This is a genomic window from Agromyces sp. C10 (genome assembly GCF_023217995.1).
Taxonomy (GTDB): domain Bacteria; phylum Actinomycetota; class Actinomycetes; order Actinomycetales; family Microbacteriaceae; genus Agromyces; species Agromyces indicus.
Genome location: NZ_JALPSX010000009.1, coordinates 105,823 through 121,513 on the forward strand (window position 1 = coordinate 105,823; position 15,691 = coordinate 121,513).

At 69.1% G+C, this 15,691-nt stretch carries 13 protein-coding genes, 3 pseudogenes, 1 riboswitch and 1 other annotated feature; of the genes and pseudogenes, 4 read left to right on the forward strand and 12 right to left on the reverse strand.

Going from position 1 to position 15,691, the window contains the following annotated elements:
• Positions 1–144 precede the first annotated feature (144 nt).
• The 3 genes from M1L56_RS11645 to M1L56_RS11655 are packed head-to-tail and all read left to right on the forward strand — an operon-like array spanning position 145 to position 5,320.
• Positions 145–2,196, forward strand: a complete 2,052-nt coding sequence (locus tag M1L56_RS11645) for a hydantoinase/oxoprolinase family protein (protein WP_248599356.1) — start codon at positions 145–147, stop codon at positions 2,194–2,196.
• Between the two features lie 33 nt (positions 2,197–2,229).
• On the forward strand, positions 2,230–3,864 hold the full coding sequence (locus M1L56_RS11650) for a hydantoinase B/oxoprolinase family protein (RefSeq protein ID WP_248599357.1): 1,635 nt from the start codon (positions 2,230–2,232) through the stop codon (positions 3,862–3,864).
• Entirely contained in the window at positions 3,764–5,320 is a 1,557-nt protein-coding gene (locus tag M1L56_RS11655) for an FAD-binding oxidoreductase (protein ID WP_248599358.1), read from the forward strand. The genes M1L56_RS11650 and M1L56_RS11655 overlap by 101 nt, the downstream gene beginning before the upstream one ends.
• 120 nt (positions 5,321–5,440) lie before the next feature.
• Here the strand turns inward: M1L56_RS11655 and M1L56_RS11660 are convergent.
• The 8 genes and pseudogenes from M1L56_RS11660 to thiO all read right to left on the reverse strand — a co-directional run.
• Positions 5,441–5,827, reverse strand: a pseudogene (locus M1L56_RS11660) (formylglycine-generating enzyme family protein); the annotation flags it as partial.
• Positions 5,828–6,379: 552 nt separating this feature from the next.
• Positions 6,380–6,787 (reverse strand): IS3 family transposase, encoded by a 408-nt coding sequence (locus M1L56_RS11665; RefSeq protein WP_248599359.1) that lies wholly within the window; start codon positions 6,785–6,787, stop codon positions 6,380–6,382.
• Positions 6,713–6,826, reverse strand: a sequence feature (AL1L pseudoknot). (Overlaps the previous gene by 75 nt.)
• Complete coding sequence (locus tag M1L56_RS11670; RefSeq protein WP_248599360.1) at positions 6,787–7,104, reverse strand: transposase; 318 nt, start codon at positions 7,102–7,104, stop codon at positions 6,787–6,789. It overlaps the preceding feature by 40 nt. Before M1L56_RS11670 ends, M1L56_RS11665 begins: the two co-directional genes overlap by 1 nt.
• Positions 7,105–7,370: 266 nt before the next feature.
• Positions 7,371–7,529 carry a transposase gene (locus tag M1L56_RS11675; protein ID WP_248599361.1) on the reverse strand — a complete coding sequence of 53 codons (159 nt, stop codon included), beginning with the start codon at positions 7,527–7,529 and terminating at the stop codon, positions 7,371–7,373.
• Between the two features lie 24 nt (positions 7,530–7,553).
• Positions 7,554–8,639: a ThiF family adenylyltransferase gene (locus tag M1L56_RS11680; protein WP_248599362.1), complete on the reverse strand. Its 1,086-nt coding sequence runs from the start codon at positions 8,637–8,639 to the stop codon at positions 7,554–7,556.
• Between the two features lie 5 nt (positions 8,640–8,644).
• Positions 8,645–9,418: a thiazole synthase gene (locus tag M1L56_RS11685; RefSeq protein ID WP_248599363.1), complete on the reverse strand. Its 774-nt coding sequence runs from the start codon at positions 9,416–9,418 to the stop codon at positions 8,645–8,647.
• Position 9,419: 1 nt separating this feature from the next.
• Positions 9,420–9,659: a sulfur carrier protein ThiS gene (gene thiS / locus M1L56_RS11690; protein ID WP_282573508.1), complete on the reverse strand. Its 240-nt coding sequence runs from the start codon at positions 9,657–9,659 to the stop codon at positions 9,420–9,422.
• Positions 9,656–10,951 carry a glycine oxidase ThiO gene (thiO, locus tag M1L56_RS11695; protein ID WP_248599364.1) on the reverse strand — a complete coding sequence of 432 codons (1,296 nt, stop codon included), beginning with the start codon at positions 10,949–10,951 and terminating at the stop codon, positions 9,656–9,658. The genes thiS and thiO overlap by 4 nt, the downstream gene beginning before the upstream one ends.
• Before the next feature lie 12 nt (positions 10,952–10,963).
• On the opposite strand from thiO, the gene thiE reads away from it, so the two are divergent.
• Entirely contained in the window at positions 10,964–11,596 is a 633-nt protein-coding gene (gene thiE / locus M1L56_RS11700) for a thiamine phosphate synthase (RefSeq protein ID WP_248599365.1), read from the forward strand.
• A gap of 10 nt (positions 11,597–11,606) precedes the next feature.
• Here the strand turns inward: thiE and thiC are convergent, their stop codons facing one another.
• The 4 genes and pseudogenes from thiC to M1L56_RS11720 all read right to left on the reverse strand — a co-directional run bounded on the left by thiC (position 11,607) and on the right by M1L56_RS11720 (position 15,530).
• Complete coding sequence (gene thiC / locus M1L56_RS11705; RefSeq protein ID WP_248599366.1) at positions 11,607–13,337, reverse strand: phosphomethylpyrimidine synthase ThiC; 1,731 nt, start codon at positions 13,335–13,337, stop codon at positions 11,607–11,609.
• A riboswitch (TPP riboswitch) is annotated at positions 13,332–13,439 on the reverse strand. (Overlaps the previous gene by 6 nt.)
• A 211-nt stretch (positions 13,440–13,650) precedes the next feature.
• Positions 13,651–13,944 (reverse strand): annotated as a pseudogene (locus M1L56_RS11710) (integrase core domain-containing protein); the annotation flags it as partial.
• Positions 13,945–14,023: 79 nt separating this feature from the next.
• Positions 14,024–14,320: pseudogene (locus tag M1L56_RS11715) on the reverse strand (integrase core domain-containing protein); the annotation flags it as partial.
• 10 nt (positions 14,321–14,330) lie between these two features.
• Positions 14,331–15,530, reverse strand: a complete 1,200-nt coding sequence (locus tag M1L56_RS11720) for an IS30 family transposase (protein ID WP_248599367.1) — start codon at positions 15,528–15,530, stop codon at positions 14,331–14,333.
• Positions 15,531–15,691 lie beyond the last annotated feature (161 nt).

The window sequence follows — 15,691 nt, forward strand, 5'->3', positions numbered from 1 at the left end:
GCGCGTTCGGTGATTGCCGTTCTCCCTCGACACCGACTCCGTTGTCCGTCAGATGACGCATGACGCCGGTCGGACAGCTCGCGTCTACTGGGCGTCAGTGTACTCGCGGACGAGTGCATCGAATCGGCTAGGAAGGAGTCCCCAGTGGCTCAGGAACGTTGGACGATCAGTATCGACGCCGGTGGCACGTTCACCGATGCGATCGCCCGCTCGAGCCGCGGCGGTGTCATCGCCGCGAAGGTCGCGTCGACGCCGGATGACCCCTCGCGCGGCCTGGCGAACGCGGTCACCGCTCTGGTCGACGAAGGTCTGCAAATCCAGGATGTGAGTCTGCTGTGCCACGGGACCACCGTCGCGACGAATGCCACGCTCACCGGCAGCCTCGCCGAGGTCGCCTTGGTGACCACAGCCGGGTTTCGGGACGTGATGGGCTACCGCCAGTCGAATCGCCCCGATGTGTACAGCCTGACGCCCGAGCGCCCGCTCGAACTCGTCGAGCGCCGCGCCCGGATCGAGGTAGCCGAGCGCATCGCATCCTCGGGCCTCGTCCTCGAAGAGCTGACCGACGACGAGATCGAACGTGTCGCCGCGCAGGTCGCGTTGCTCCAGCCCCAGGCCGTCGCGGTCAGCTTGCTCTTCAGCTACCTCAACGACTCGCATGAACGGCGGCTCGGAGAGGCCCTGCGGCGGATGCTGCCCGATGTCCCAGTGACGCTGTCGAGCGAGATCGCCAGGGAGTTCCGTGAGTACCCGCGCACCGCGACCACGGTCATCAACGCCGCCCTCCGGCCAGTCGTCGGCGGGTATCTCAACCGCGCCGCTGAAGCCGTGAAAGGGGCCGGCGTCGACGCGCCGTTTCTCGTGATGCAGTCCAACGGTGGATGCGTCCCCGCAGGCCGCGCGGACGAGCAGGCGCACCGGCTGGTACTTTCTGGTCCTGCAGGCGGCGTGGCAGGGCTGATCGCCACAGCAGAAGGTCACGGCATCCGTAATGTGATCAGCCTCGACATGGGCGGGACCTCCACCGACGTCTGCCTCGCGCGCGACTTGCGGATCCCGTTCACCACGTCGCACACGATCCAGGATCACGTCCTGCTTGCGCCGTCCGTTGACATCCATACGATCGGCGCCGGTGGCGGGAGCATCGCCTGGATCGACCCGACGGGGCGCCTGCGGGTGGGGCCGCATTCTGCGAAAGCGGTGCCCGGTCCGGCAAGCTACGGGCGCGGGGGAGTGGAGCCGACGGTGACCGACGCGCATGTCGTCCTCGGAACGCTCGGAGGCGGCGACCTCGCCGGCGGCCTCTCCCTCGACCGTGAGGCAGCCGAACGAGCGATCGACCGGGTGGGGGCGAGGCTGGGCATGTCCACCGTCGAGGCTGCCGAGGCGATTCTCGCCATCTCGACCGCCCACATGGTGCGTGCGGTCCGCAAGGTGAGCGTCGAACGCGGGCTGGACCCGCGAGAGTTCACGATGGTCCCCTTCGGCGGGGCCGGCCCCCTGCACGCAGGACTCATGCTCCGCCATGTCGGCCTGAAGAGCGTGCTCGTCCCGGCTCAGCCGGGCATCTTCTCGGCCGACGGCCTGCTCGTCGCCGGTCTGCGTATCGACGATTCGCAGACGGTCCTCGAGACCTTCGGCCCAGCAAGCGGCCAAGCCCTCGCCGACTGGTACGCAAAGGCAGCGGAGCGGGCGATCGCCCAAGTCATCGCCGACGGCATCCCGGCCGACAACATCACGGTCACCGCGAGTGTCGACTGCCGCTATCTCGGCCAGGGATTCGAGCTGAACGTCCCGATCGACGGCTGGAGCGAAGGAGACCTCGCCGAGATCCCCGAACGGTTCCACCGGGCGCATGAGGAACTGTACGGGCACGCGAACCGCAATGAGGCCGTAGAACTGGTGACCGTGCGCGTCGCGGTGCTCGGCTCGTTCGACCGCCCCGAGGCCTACCAGTCCGATACGGCCGCATCCGGGTCAGCGGACGCCGCGGTCATCAGCCGCCGCCTCGTGCACATGCCGGGCGGCGCCCGCGAAGCGGTCGACACACCGGTCTACGACCGCCGGGCACTGCGCGCGGGCCATGAATTCCACGGGCCGGCGATCGTGCAGCAGATGGATTCGACCACAGTCGTACTGAGCGGCCAGACAGTGACCGTCGCCGCGAACGGCGACCTCTTCGTGACGGAGGACTGAAAGAACATGAGCATCACATACCAGCCCCAGGCCATGGTCGACACGGTCAGCTTCGAGGTCATCGCGGCAGCCCTTCAATCGGCTGCCGAGGAGATGGGGAGCGTGTTGAAGCGCTCGAGCTACAGCCCGATCATCCGAGACATGGACGACTTCTCCTGCGCCATCTTCACGGCAAGCGGTGACCTCGTCGCCCAGGCCGACTACATCCCGGCCCAGCTGGGAGCCATGTCGCTCGTTGTGAAGGCGGTAATCGAGCGGTGGGCCGGGCGCATTCGGCCCGGAGACGCGTACATCTCCAACCATCCATTCATGGGCGCGATGCACCTGCCGGACGTGAACGTGGTCGCACCGGTGTTCCGCGGGGAGTCGCTCATCGGCTGGGCCGGCACTGCGGCGCATCACATCGACGTCGGCGGCGTGAATCCGGGCAGCGAAGGTCCGGAACTCCAGGACATCTACGGCGAGGGTCTCATCCTGCCCCCGATCAGGCTCTCGATCGCGGGTCAGGAGAACGAGGACCTCATCGCACTGATCACCGAGAACATCCGCGACCCGCTGAGTACCGTCAGCGACCTTCGCGCCCAGCGCGCGGCGTGCGGCCTGGGTGGCCAACGACTCGCCGAACTGGCCGACATGTACGGTGAGGCAACAATCCTCACCGTCATGGACCGCGTCCTCGATGTCGTCGAAAAAGGCGTCCGGACTGCGCTCGCAGACCTCCCGGACGGCATCGGCCAAGCCGAGGGCTTCCTCGACGACGACGGCCGCGGAGGCCGCCCCACCCGAATCCATGCCCGCATCCAGAAGATCGGCGACCGCCTGCACATCGACCTGTCCGGCTCGGATCCCCAGGTATCCGGAGCAATGAACGTCCCCTGGGCGAGCGCGCGGGCCGGGCTCGTGTACGCGGTCCGCGCCGTCGTGGCGCCTGATCTCGGAGCCAACGACGGCCTGCTCCGAGCCCTCGAGGTGAATGCGCCACTCGGAAGCGTACTGAATCCGATTGCGCCGGCCGCCGTGTCCATCCGGCACAACACCTGCCAGCGCTTCGCTGACACGCTCATCCGGGCGATGACCGACCTCTGGCCCGAGAAGGCCGTCGGGAGCAGCACCGTCAGCTTCTTCTGCTTCAACGCAGGAAGCTCCAGCCCTGTCAGCGGACGCCCGTCCGTCATGGCCGACGTCGTGGGAGGCGGCACCGGCGCGACACCGTTCAGCGACGGCATCGACGGCGTCGACACGTACATGTCCAACGTCGGGGTGATGCCCGCGGAGGTCGTCGAAACCAATTACCAGATCCGCGTGCGCAAGACGGAGTTCATCCCCGGCTCCCAAGGGCGCGGCAGATTCAACGGTGGGCTCGGCCTCCGCCGCGAGTACGAGATCCTCGAGCACCCGCAGCGCGTCACGTTCTACTCGGAACAAACCGACGCAACCTTCGCCCCGAAGGGTGCAAACGGCGGCGGAGACGGCACGGCGACGCGGATCACCGTGATCGATCCGACCGGGGCCAGCATCGACGTGCCGAGCAAGACGTCGATGACTCTGCAGCCCGGCACCATCGTCCGTGTCGAGACTGCTGGTGGTGGCGGATATGGAGACCCTGCGCGGCGGGATTCGGCCCGGGTGGAGTACGACGAGCGGAACGGCCGACTCGATGTCGCGTGAAGAAGCCGATGTGCTTGAGGCGCTCCCGGACGACAACGCGCCCGCCTACAGCCATGAACGCCGGACAGCTCAGGACACCGTCACCGCTTCGCTGGCCGGGGCGAGCCCGACGCCGTTCTGGCTGGACTCGGTCGACCGACCGCGTCCGTCGCATCCCCTGCGGGCTGATCTCTCGGCGGATCTGGTGGTGGTCGGAGGTGGCTACTGCGGGCTCTGGACGGCGCTGATCGCGAAAGAGACCGATCCCGAACGAGACGTCGTGCTCATCGAAGCCAGGGAGGTGGGCTGGGCAGCCAGCGGCCGCAACGGCGGCTTCTGCGAAAGCAGCCTCACCCATGGCCCGGAGAACGGCGAGCGGCACTTCGCGAGCGAGCTCGAACTACTTGATCGACTCGCCAACCAGAACTTCGCCGAACTCGAAGCGACCATCGAGCGCTACGGAATCGACGCCGAGTTCGAGAAGACCGGCGTCCTCGTCGCGGCCACCGAGCCGCACCAGATCGAGCAGCTCCGCGCCGCAGCCGCTGACACGCCCGACGCGGTCTTCCTCGACGAGAAGGAGGTCCGCCGAGCGATCCGGTCGCCGCTCTACCGGGCCGGTCTCCGCAAGACGAAGGGATACGCCTACGTCCACCCAGCGAAGCTAGTGTGGGGACTCAAGCGCGCCTGCGTCGAAATGGGTGTCCGCATCTTCGAGGGCACGCCCGCGACTCGCCTTTCGCGATCAAGGCGATCGGTGAATGTGCACACCCCGGCAGCAACAATCCGCGCGCGGCAAGTCGCCCTCGCCACCAACGGGTTTCCCAGCCTGCTCAAGCGCACCTCGCTGCTCACCGTGCCGATCTACGACTACGCGCTGATGACCGAACCGCTCACCACCGCCCAGCTCGAGAGCATCGGATGGACCACACGCCACGGGATCACCGATTCATCCCGACAGTTCCACTACTCCCGACTCACCGCCGATAACCGAATCCTCTGGGGAGGCTTCGATGCGATCTACCACCGCGGCGGCGAAGTGCGCGACGACCAAGACCAACGCCGAGAGACCTTCGAAACCTTGGCCGATCACTTCTTCACCACGTTCCCGCAACTCCGAGACGTTCGCTTCACCCACGCGTGGGGCGGCATGATCGACATGTCCAGCCGGCTGGTCGCCTTCCATGGACGCGCCTACGGCGGCCAGGTGGCATACAGCGCGGGATACACCGGCCTCGGCGTCGGTGCGACTCGATTCGGGGCGAAGGTCATGCTCGATCTTCTCGGCGGACGAGAAACCGAGCTCACTCGCCTCCGAATGGTCACCTCGAAACCGCTTCCGATCCCACCCGAGCCAATCGCCTATCCGGTGATCCAGACGATCCGTCGCGCCGTCGCGAAGTCGGACGCCAACGGAGGACGGGACGGGCTGATCCTCGGCGCCATGAACCGACTCGGCGTCAGCTTCGACTCGTGAGCTAATCGGTCGTCGCGGCGAAAGCCAATCCGACGAACGCACGGTACGAATTCGGCGGGCAACGAGGGAGCGCTGGTCGATTCAGCCGAACGAGTCGTAGGTTCGCTCAGGCGTAAGGTGCTATGTGCTCGGTGCGCGAACGGTTCGGAATCCCGCGTTGCCCATGGAAGAGTCGGGCGTGTTCTGCGACCGGGCCGAGTTTCGGTATCGGTTGCAGTAGGAGATGTGGCAGAGATAACTGCCACCGCGTAGTACCTTCGCGCTGCCGCTCGCGGGGCCCTGTGGGTTCGCTACGGAATGTAGTTGGTAGGAGCTCGGGTCGAACCAGTCGGAGCACCATTCCCAGACGTTGCCGACGGGCTGCCAGAGTCCGTACCCGTTCGGTACGAACGATCGCGCCGGCGCGGTCGTCAGGAACCCATCATCCTTTGTGTTGTGTCGCGGGAAGTCGCCTTGCCAGATGTTCGCCCGCCACCCGCCCACGTTGACTTCTTGGTTGCCCCATGGGCGAGATTCGGCGAGTCGGCATAGCTCGATCCGTCCGTTGCCAGACAGCCGTACGCGAGCCGAGTGAGCGAGGGACACCGTCGAGCACACGGACGGTGGATGCGCGGGTCAGCGAGCGCGTCGGTCGACGGAGTTGAGCCGAGCGCGCTCATGAGAACAAGTCGAATCATTAACCGTGAGTAAACCGTGATTCGAGGAAAACAAATCGAATCGACATCCATCGATACTCGTGCGGAAAATCCGTCTGATCAGGCTAAATTTACGAAGAGCCGATGACGGGAATCGAACCCGCGCTGTCTGCTTGGGAAGCAGAAGTTCCTAAGTGCCGGTTCATAGTGGCTCACTCGGGCTCACGAGCCGCGGAATCACGCGAAATGTGAGCCCGAGTGAGTCGTGGTGAACTCGGCAAAACCGTGAGTTAACCGTGACCGCTGGGACCCGGATTGGCTAAGCGCCCGGGCTCGAGCTGGAGCAGCTCGACTACGCTCGCACCGAACCCCTCGAACGAGCGAACTGACACCAGCGATACACTCTCGGGCACGCCGGGGGGACTCAGTAGGTGATGTCGGCGACCCACAGCTGGTCGGGCGCCGTAGCGGTGAAGGCCCGCTCGACCAGGTCCAACGGGAGCTCGGCCGGATCGCCCGGGATCGTGGTACGCGGCCCGCGTGCCCGCTGCACCCCGCGCAGCCCGTCGCGGCGCATCAACCGCTCGACCGTGCATCTGGCGTATCGGTGGCCCTCGCGACGCAGTTGCGCGTGGACCTTCCGGGCGCCGTACACGCCGAGGTTGTCCGCGTGCACCCGCCGGATCTCACCCAACGCGACCTCATCACTGAGTGCACGCGGGGACGGGGGCCGGGTCTTGCTCGCGTAGTACGTCGATGGGGCGATCGGCAGTTCCTGGCAGATCGGCTCGACCCCGAACTCGTCCTTGTGCGCGTCGATGTAATCGACCATCAGCTGCGTGGGCGGTCGAGCTCCGCCGCGAAGAAAGCCGATGCGCTGCGCAGGATCGCATTCGCCCGCCGCAACTCCCGCACCTCACGCTCGAGGTCCGCGATCCGTTCGCTGTCGCTCGTGGTCAGGCCCGGCCGGACACCGCCGTCGATCTCGGCCCGGTGCACCCAACCGCGGAGCGTGTCCACGTTGACGCCCAACTGCTGCGCGATCCGAGTGCACGCACCGCGACGGCCGCCGTCCTCGTCACGAGCAGCGAGCACGAGCCGAACCGCACGCTCCTTCAACTCAGGCGGATACTTCTTCAACTTCGGCATGCCCCTCATCCTTTCCGGATACCAGGAGCCTCCACCAGACCCGGGGCGCAACAATGAGCAGTCGGGCACAGCCCGACGACGCTCGTTCCTAGACACGCTGGTCACGCTCCTGCCGAAGAACCGTCCTGCGGTACCCAACCCGCGAATATCAGACTGACCGCGCGTCGTCCGACACGCTCACCGGACCAGCTGAGTCGACGAAGCAAGAGGCGCCGCCCGGGACGAACCCGGACGGCGCCTCACCCTGCCCACTTGACAGGAACGGACTACATATCATATGCAGGTATTCGACGAGTAGACATGGCCGGCGCGGTGGGAGCGGTGTGCACGTTGCGCAGCTGGCTGATGACCCTTCGACCAGTACTTTTCGACGCGTACCGCAGCGAGTTGCGCACCAGATGCAGGAAACAAGTCTGCACGGTCATGGCGGCCAGATCTCGCCGATCGCGTCAGGCAAGCCCTTCAGGCCGTCGCGGCGCCGACGCCTCCCACGCCGCGAGACCGCCGGCCAGGGTGCGCACGCGCGCGTGCCCTGCGCGCCGCAGCAGCTCGGCGGCCGGACCGGAACGGATGCCCCGAGCGCAGTACACGACGATCTCGCCGTCCAGGGCGGCCACGCTGCCGGCCTGCAGCGCCGACAACGGCACACGCACGGCTCCCGCGATGCCGCCCGGTTCACCGGATTCCCGCACGTCGACGAGGGTCGGGTTGCCGTCGGCCTCGGCGAGTTCGTGCCGGAGCGCCGACGCCGTGACGATGCCGACCGGGCGCGTCTCCGCCGACGCCTCGCTCGCCCCCTCGAGCGCGAATCCGCGCCACTCGCCGTGCAGCGCGTCGAAGACGCCGACCCGGCCGAGCAGCACCCGCCCGGTGCCCGTGATGAGCTTGATCGCCTCGGCCGCCATCTGCGCACCGATGACGGCGCAGAGCGGGCCGAACACGCCGGCTGTTCCGCAGCTCGGCGCGCCGCGCGGCGCGTCGGGATAGAGATCGCGGTACCGCGCCCCATGGGCGCCCCAGAACACGCTGAGCTGCCCCTCGAAACGCAGCACCGAGCCCCAGACGCTCGGCAGACCGAGCTGCTCGGCGGTGTCGGCCACGAGGTAGCGGGTCGCGAAGTTGTCGGATCCGTCGATCACGAGGTCGTACTCGGCGAGGATCCCGGACGCGTTCGCCGAAGTCAGCCGCACGGGATGTTCGCGCACGACGACGCCCGGATTCAGCGCCCGGACGGCGCGGCTCGCCGAGCGGGTCTTGCGCTTGCCGACGTCCCGGAGTCGGTGCGCGAACTGCCGTTGCAGATTGCCGAGCTCGACCCGGTCGGAGTCGACGATGCCGAGCACGCCGACACCGGCACTCGCGAGGCCGAGCAGCGCCGGCGCGCCGAGCCCGCCGGCACCGACGACGAGTACGCGCGCGTTCCGCAGGCGCCGCTGCCCGTCCACCCCGAACCCGGGAAGGAACAGCTGCCGGGAGTACCGCTCGATCGCCTCGTCATCGAGTTCCGCCCCAGGCCCGACGAGAGGCGTCAGCATGCCGCTCACAGCGCCGCCATCCCCTCGGGGGGCGACGAGGCGAGCGCATGCCGACGGCGCGGGATGCGCCCCGAGACCTCCGCCAGCCGGCCCGCGATCACGGCGTGCCGGAACGCGGCGGCCATCCCGGCCGGATCCTGCGCCCGAGTCACCGCGGTCGCGAGCAGCACGCCGTCGCAGCCGAGTTCCATGGCAAGCGCCGCGTCCGATGCGGTGCCGATGCCTGCGTCGAGCACGATCGGCACCGAGGAACGCGCGACGATGAGCTCGATGTTGTGCGGGTTGAGCACCCCGAGACCCGTGCCGATCGGCGAGCCGAGCGGCATCACGACGGCGGCGCCGAGTTCCTCGAGGCGCAACGCGAGCGCCGGATCGTCGTTCGTGTACGCGAACACCCGGAATCCGCGCGCGACGAGCTGCTCGGTCGCGTCAACGAGTTCGAGCGCGTCGGGCAGGAGCGTGCGATCGTCGGCGACGACCTCGAGCTTGACCCAGTCGGTCTCGAAGGCGTCGCGCGCGAGTTCCGCGGTCGTCACGGCCTCCCGGGCGGTCAGGCACCCGGCGGTGTTCGGCAGCAGGCGGATGCCGCGCTCGCGCAGCAGGCCGAAGAGCGATCCCCCGGCGCCCGAGCCCGCGCCGTAGCGGCGGACCGCGACGGTCGTCAACGCGGTCCCGGAGGCGTCGAGCGCGGCGCCGAGCGCGTGCAGGCTGGGCGCCCCGCCGGTACCCATGATGAGGCGAGAGGCGAGCGGGATGCCGGCGATGACGAGCTCGTCCATCTCAGCCGCCCTGGGCCGCTGTGAGCACCTCGACCCGGTCGCCGACGGCGAGCGCACGCGCCGACCAGCGACCGCGCGGCACGACCGCCTCGTTGACGGCGACGGCGATGCCGAGCGGTTCGCCGTCGGCGGCGGCGCCGCGCTCGTCGAGCGTGCGCCCCGTGAGGAGCGCGACGAGCGCTCCCACGGTCGTCGGCTCCGGCAGCGTCATGGCGCTGCCGTTCACGTGGACGTCGATCATGCGTGCTCCTCGGAACGAGTCAGGTGGGATGCGACGGGGCCGGACCCGATCGCGCTGCGGGCGGTGGCGGATGCCGGTGCGAACCGGTCGGGCCGGAGCATCGGCCAGGCCGACAGCTCGGCTCCCTCGACGAGCTCCCGGCAGAGCTCGGCGATGAGGGGGGCGAGCAGCACGCCGTTGCGGTGGGTGCCGGTCGCGACGAGGAGCCCCGGCCCCACCCGGCCGACGAGGGGCACGTGGTCGGGCGTCGCGGGCCGGGACCGGGCGACGGCGTCGACGAGCTCGAGCTCGTCGACGGCTGGGAGGAGCTCCCGTGCGTCGCGCAGCAGCGCGTGCACGCCGCCCGCCGAGATCACGGGGCCGCCGTGCTCGCGTTGTGTCGCGCCGAGCACGACCGTGCCGTCGCGGCGCGGCACGAGGTAGACCGGGGCGCCCCGCACGAGACCCCGCACGGTCGCGGTCAGCAACGGCCGCAGCGCCTCGGGTGCGCGCAGCCGGAGGATGTCGCCGTGGACGGGCCGCAGGACGTGCTCCGGTAGGGCGGCGAGTCGTGCTGCGCCGAGCGCGTTGGCCACGACGACCTCGGATGCCGCGATCCTGCCGCCGTCCGCGAGCTCGACCCCGAGCGCCGCGCCGCGGGCGTCCCTGAGGACCCGCCGCGCTGTTGCGGCGACGATCGCGTCGGCCTGTTCGCCGTGGATCGCGTCCCGGAGCACCGCGGCGAGCGCGCGCGGGTCGACCCGATGATCGCCGTCGATGAGGTACGCGGCGCCCACGCGAGGCCCGAGCAGCGGTTCGAGCCGACGTGCGTCGCGCGTTCCGATCGGGGCCACGTCGAGGCCGAGACGCGCCTGCGCCGCGGCGAGGTCGGCGAGCACCGCGCGGTCGGCGTCGTCGACGCCGACGACGAGGGTCGGCGCCGGCTCGAAGCCGGCGGCACCCGCTTCCGGGAGGGTGTCGACGAAGGCGGGATAACGTTCGGCGGCGGCCAGCCCGAGGGTGAGCGCGTGCTCCTCGCCGTAGTGGAACTCGCTCGCCGGTGCGAGCATCCCTGCGGCGGCATACGTGGCTCCGCGCGCCGGGTGCGGGTCGATCACGCGCACGCTGCGTCCGGAGCGGACGAGTTCCCAGGCGATCGCGAGGCCGATGATGCCGCCGCCCACGATCGCGACGTCGGCTCGGTCGTCCGGCCCGGTCCCGGCCCGGTGGGCGATGCGAACCCCGGCCGCGACATCCGCTCCACCGGACGCGTGCCCGGGGGCACCGGGCCCGGCCGCCCGCACCCGAGCCACTACACTCGCGTCGTGCCCCTCGAGACCGCTCGCCTCTACCTCTGCACCGACGCCCGCGAACGGCAGGGCGATTTCGCCGAGTTCGTCGACGCCGCATTCGCGGGCGGCGTCGACATCGTCCAGCTGCGCGACAAGGGGCTCGAGGCGGCCGCCGAGCTCGAGTCGCTCGCCGTGCTCCGCGATGCGGCCGAGCGCCACGGCGCCCTGTGGGCGGTGAACGACCGCGCCGACATCGCCGCGATCGCCGGTGCACCCGTGCTGCACCTCGGCCAGGGCGACCTGCCCGTCGCAGCCGCCCGACGCCTCGTCGCCGACGGCAGCTCCATCGGACGGAGCACGCACAGCGCGGCGCAACTCGAGGCGGCGAGCGCCGACCCCGACCTCGACTACTTCTGCGTCGGGCCCGTGTGGGCGACCCCGACCAAGCCCGGCCGCGCCGGCATCGGACTCGAACCCGTGCGCCGTGCCGCCGCGCTCGAGACCGTCCGGCCGTGGTTCGCGATCGGCGGCATCGATCATGCGAACGTCGACGCCGTCGTCGAGGCGGGCGCACGGCGCATCGTCGTGGTGCGGGCGATCACCGAGGCCGACGACCCCGCCGACGCGGCCCGCCGGCTGCGCGCCGCGCTCCCTCCCCTCGACTGACGCGCCCGCGTCAGCGGCGGACACCGGGCTCGCCGAGGTAGACGCTGCCGCCTGCGGCGAGGAAGTCGGCCGACTTCTCGCGCATCCCGGCGATCGCGGCCTGCTCCGCCGGTCCGCCGAAGGCGTCGCGGATGTCCTGCGAGATCCGCATCGAGCAGAACTTCGGGCCGCACATCGAGCAGAAGTGCGCGGTCTTCGCGGGCTCCGCGGGGAGCGTCTCGTCGTGGAATGCCTCGGCCGTGTCGGGGTCGAGCGCGAGCGCGAACTGGTCGCGCCAGCGGAACTCGAACCGAGCCTTCGAGAGCGCGTCGTCCCGCGTGCGTGCGCCCGGATGCCCCTTCGCGAGGTCGGCCGCGTGCGCGGCGATCTTGTACGTGATGACGCCCGTCTTCACGTCGTCGCGGTCGGGCAGTCCGAGGTGCTCCTTCGGCGTGACATAGCAGAGCATCGCGGTGCCGTACCGGGCGATCTCGGTCGCACCGATCGCCGAGGTGATGTGGTCGTAGCCGGGCGCGACGTCGGTCACGAGCGGGCCCAGCGTGTAGAAGGGCGCCCCATCGCAGAGCTCCTGCTGGCGTTCGACGTTCTCTCGCACGAGGTGGAACGGCACGTGGCCGGGCCCCTCGACCATGACCTGCACGTCGTGGGCCCAGGCGCGCTTCGTGAGCTCGGCGAGCGTGTCGAGCTCGGCGAACTGCGCCGCGTCGTTCGCATCGGCGATCGAACCCGGGCGCAGGCCGTCGCCGAGCGAGAAGGCGACGTCGTAGCGGGCGAAGATCTCGCAGAGCTCGTCGAAGTGCGTGTAGAGGAAGTTCTCCCGATGGTGCGCGAGGCACCAGCCGGCCATGATCGACCCGCCGCGCGAGACGATGCCCGTGACGCGCTCCGCGGTCAGGGGCACGTAGCGCAGGAGCACCCCGGCATGGACCGTCATGTAGTCCACGCCCTGCTCGCACTGCTCGATGACCGTGTCGCGGAACACCTCCCAGTTCAATCGATGCGCCTGGCCGTCGACCTTCTCGAGCGCCTGGTAGATCGGCACGGTCCCGATCGGCACGGGAGCGTTGCGGATGATCCACTCGCGCGTCGTGTGGATGTCGTCGCCGGTGGAGAGGTCCATCACGGTGTCGGCGCCCCACTTCGTCGCCCACTGCAGCTTGTCGACCTCTTCGGCGATCGAGCTCGTGACGGCGGAGTTCCCGATGTTCGCGTTGACCTTCACGAGGAACGCCCTGCCGATGATCATCGGCTCGGCCTCGGGGTGGTTGATGTTCGCGGGGATGATCGCGCGGCCCGCGGCGAGCTCGGAGCGGACGAGCTCGACATCGCACTGCTCGCGCAGCGCGACGAAGCGCATCTCCGGCGTGATCTCGCCCCGGCGGGCGTAGTGCATCTGGGTGACGGTGCGACCCGGAGCAGCACGGCGCGGCATCCGGGCCTCGCCCTTCCATTCGGCGGATGCCGCACCGCGACGCGCCGCACCGCGGCCGTCGTCGTGGAGGTTGCGCGGCCGACCCTCGTAGGTCTCGGTGTCGCCGCGCGCCTCGACCCACCGCTCGCGCAACGGCGGCAGTCCGCGCACGGGATCGCATCCGGGCCCCTCGGTCCGGTAGGCGAGGAACGCCTCGTTGGACTCGCCGTTCGGCGAGTCGCCGAGGGCGATGCGGGTGACGGGCACCCGGATGTCGTGCTCCGCATCGTGCAGATACGAGAGCGAATGGGACGATTCGAGCGCGCTCATCAGGCTCCTACTTCCTACGCCGGCATGACCCGAACAGGTTCGACGGTCGCGGGCAGCGTCAGCCCGATCTCAGCCCCTGCTGGGACTCCCGTGTGGATGTCGGTAGCGTAGCAGCCCACGCCGTCGCCCGTCCACGCCTCCGAGAGGGCGGGTTCGACTCCGGACACGCCGGGGGACTCACGCCTCGCCTTGGGTGAGGACTGTGAGCACGCACGGCGCGTAGAAGCGACGGTTGTACGCGTTCGGGTCGACTGCGGCGAGGACGCCGAGCTCGACGAATGGGCGTGAAGAACGCAGTGGTGACAGGTTGGGTTTAGGCCGCGAGGGTGTGCGGCTCGGTTAGCTTCGTCTCGAATTCGATCGGCGTCAACCCGCCGAGTGCGTCCTGGGCTCGTTGCCGGTGGTACTTCCGCTCGATCCAGACGACGATCGCCAGGCGCAGGTCCTGGCGGGTTGCCCATCGGTGCTGATTCAGGACGTTGGTCTGCAGCAGCGACCAGAAGCTTTCCATCGCGGCGTTATCGCCTGCGGCTCCGACTCGGCCCATGGATCCGACCATGTCGTGTCGGCGCAATTCGCGTGCCATGGCCCTGGAACGAAACTGACTAGGTTCAACCGGTCGTTGCAACACCGTCCTGTTGGAGCAATGAGTCCCCCCGGCGTGTCCGGAGAGCGGTTTGTTGGTGTCAGCCCGCTCGTTCGAGGGGTTCGGTGCGAGCGTAGTCGAGCTGTTCGAGCTCGAGCGGCGTGAGGTCGTCGATCGAGCCGTGGGTGCGCTCGGTGTTGAACCACTGCACCCATCCCGCTGTGGCCGCTTCGACCTGGTCGACGTCGCGCCACGGGCCCTCGTGATGGATCAGCTCGGACTTGTAGAGCCCGATCTGGGACTCCGCGAGGGAGTTGTCGTACGCGTCACCGACGGACCCGACGGACGGGTCGATCCCTTCGTCGACGAGCCGGTCGGTGAACGCGATCGAGGTGTAAACCCTGGGTTCAACCGGTCGATGCAACACCGAGTTGTTGGAGTGAGCGTAGCTGCTCCTCGAACACCTCGGCGGGAGTCTTCCAGTCGAGGCTCTTGCGGGGCCTGTTGTTGAGCGCGAGGGCGACGGCTTCGAGGTCCTCGGCGGACCATCGGGAGAGGTCCGTGCCCTTCGGGAAGTACTGACGCAACAGCCCGTTGGTGTTCTCATTCGTCGGCCGCTGCCAAGGCGAGGGCGGGTCGGCGAAGAACACCTTCGTGCCGGTTTCGAGGGCGAATAGGGCGTGCCCGGAGAGCTCCTTGCCACGATCCCAGGTGAGCGTCTTGCGGAGCTGCCCGGGAAGCTTCGTCATCGACGCCGTGAGCGCGGCGTTCATCGCGACGGCGCCGTAGCCGCCGAGCGACGGGCCATTCTTCACCGGCGCGATCTCGCCATAGCCTTCCAGCCGTGGCAGATGCACCAGCAGAGTCGAGCGGCTCTTACGTTCGACGATCGTGCCGATCGCGGACCGGCCCGTGCCGATGATCAGGTCACCTTCCCAGTGCCCCGGAACGGCACGATCCGCGGCTTCGGCGGGACGCTGAGAGAACACGACGTCTGCCGTGACGTGCCCTTGAGGCCGGTTCTGTGCTCGAGCTCGTGGCTGACGTAGCGCTCGACCCGTTCGCAGATAGGTCACGAGTTCGCGTTTGAGCGCGCCACGGCCCTGGATGAACAGCGACTGGTAGATCGCCTCGTGGCTGATGCGCATGGATTCATCATCCGGGAAGTCGACCTTCAGCCGGTGCGAGATCTGCTCCGGACTCCACGCGATCGCCCGCCGCCGGTCCTGCCGGTGCGGCTTGTTCAGTCCCTTCCATGCCGGCGGCTGCGGCCCGGCGACGATGGTGCCGTCCGGACGACGGACGTTGCCGGCGAGCCGCTCCTGGACGTACTCGCGTAACCGGTCGTTGGTCGCGAGCCTCGCCGCTTTTGGTCGCTTCGCCGCCTGCTGCGCCTTCCACTGCGCGACCAGCGGTCGGTACTCCTGCTTCCCACTCCGGGTGGCCGCGTTGCGGCGCAGCTCACGGGAGATCGTCCCGGGGTTCCGTCCGATCCTGCGCGCGATCTCACGCACGCCGACCTGCTTGGCGCGCAACAGCGCGATCTCCTCGCGCTCCTCGAAGGACAGGTAGCGGCCGGTGGGCTCGGCCAAGCTGATCGGCGCCATGCCACCAGCGTGGCGAAACCAACGAGTCCCGACGGGTGCGGACACGCCCACCCTCAGCGCGGCCTCGGCTGAGGTGATGCCCGTCGCGATCAGACGCCAGAACTGGCGCTGCACCGCCCGCGACGGATCAGGCCGCCCGGGCGAGCGCATCGGCGGACGCA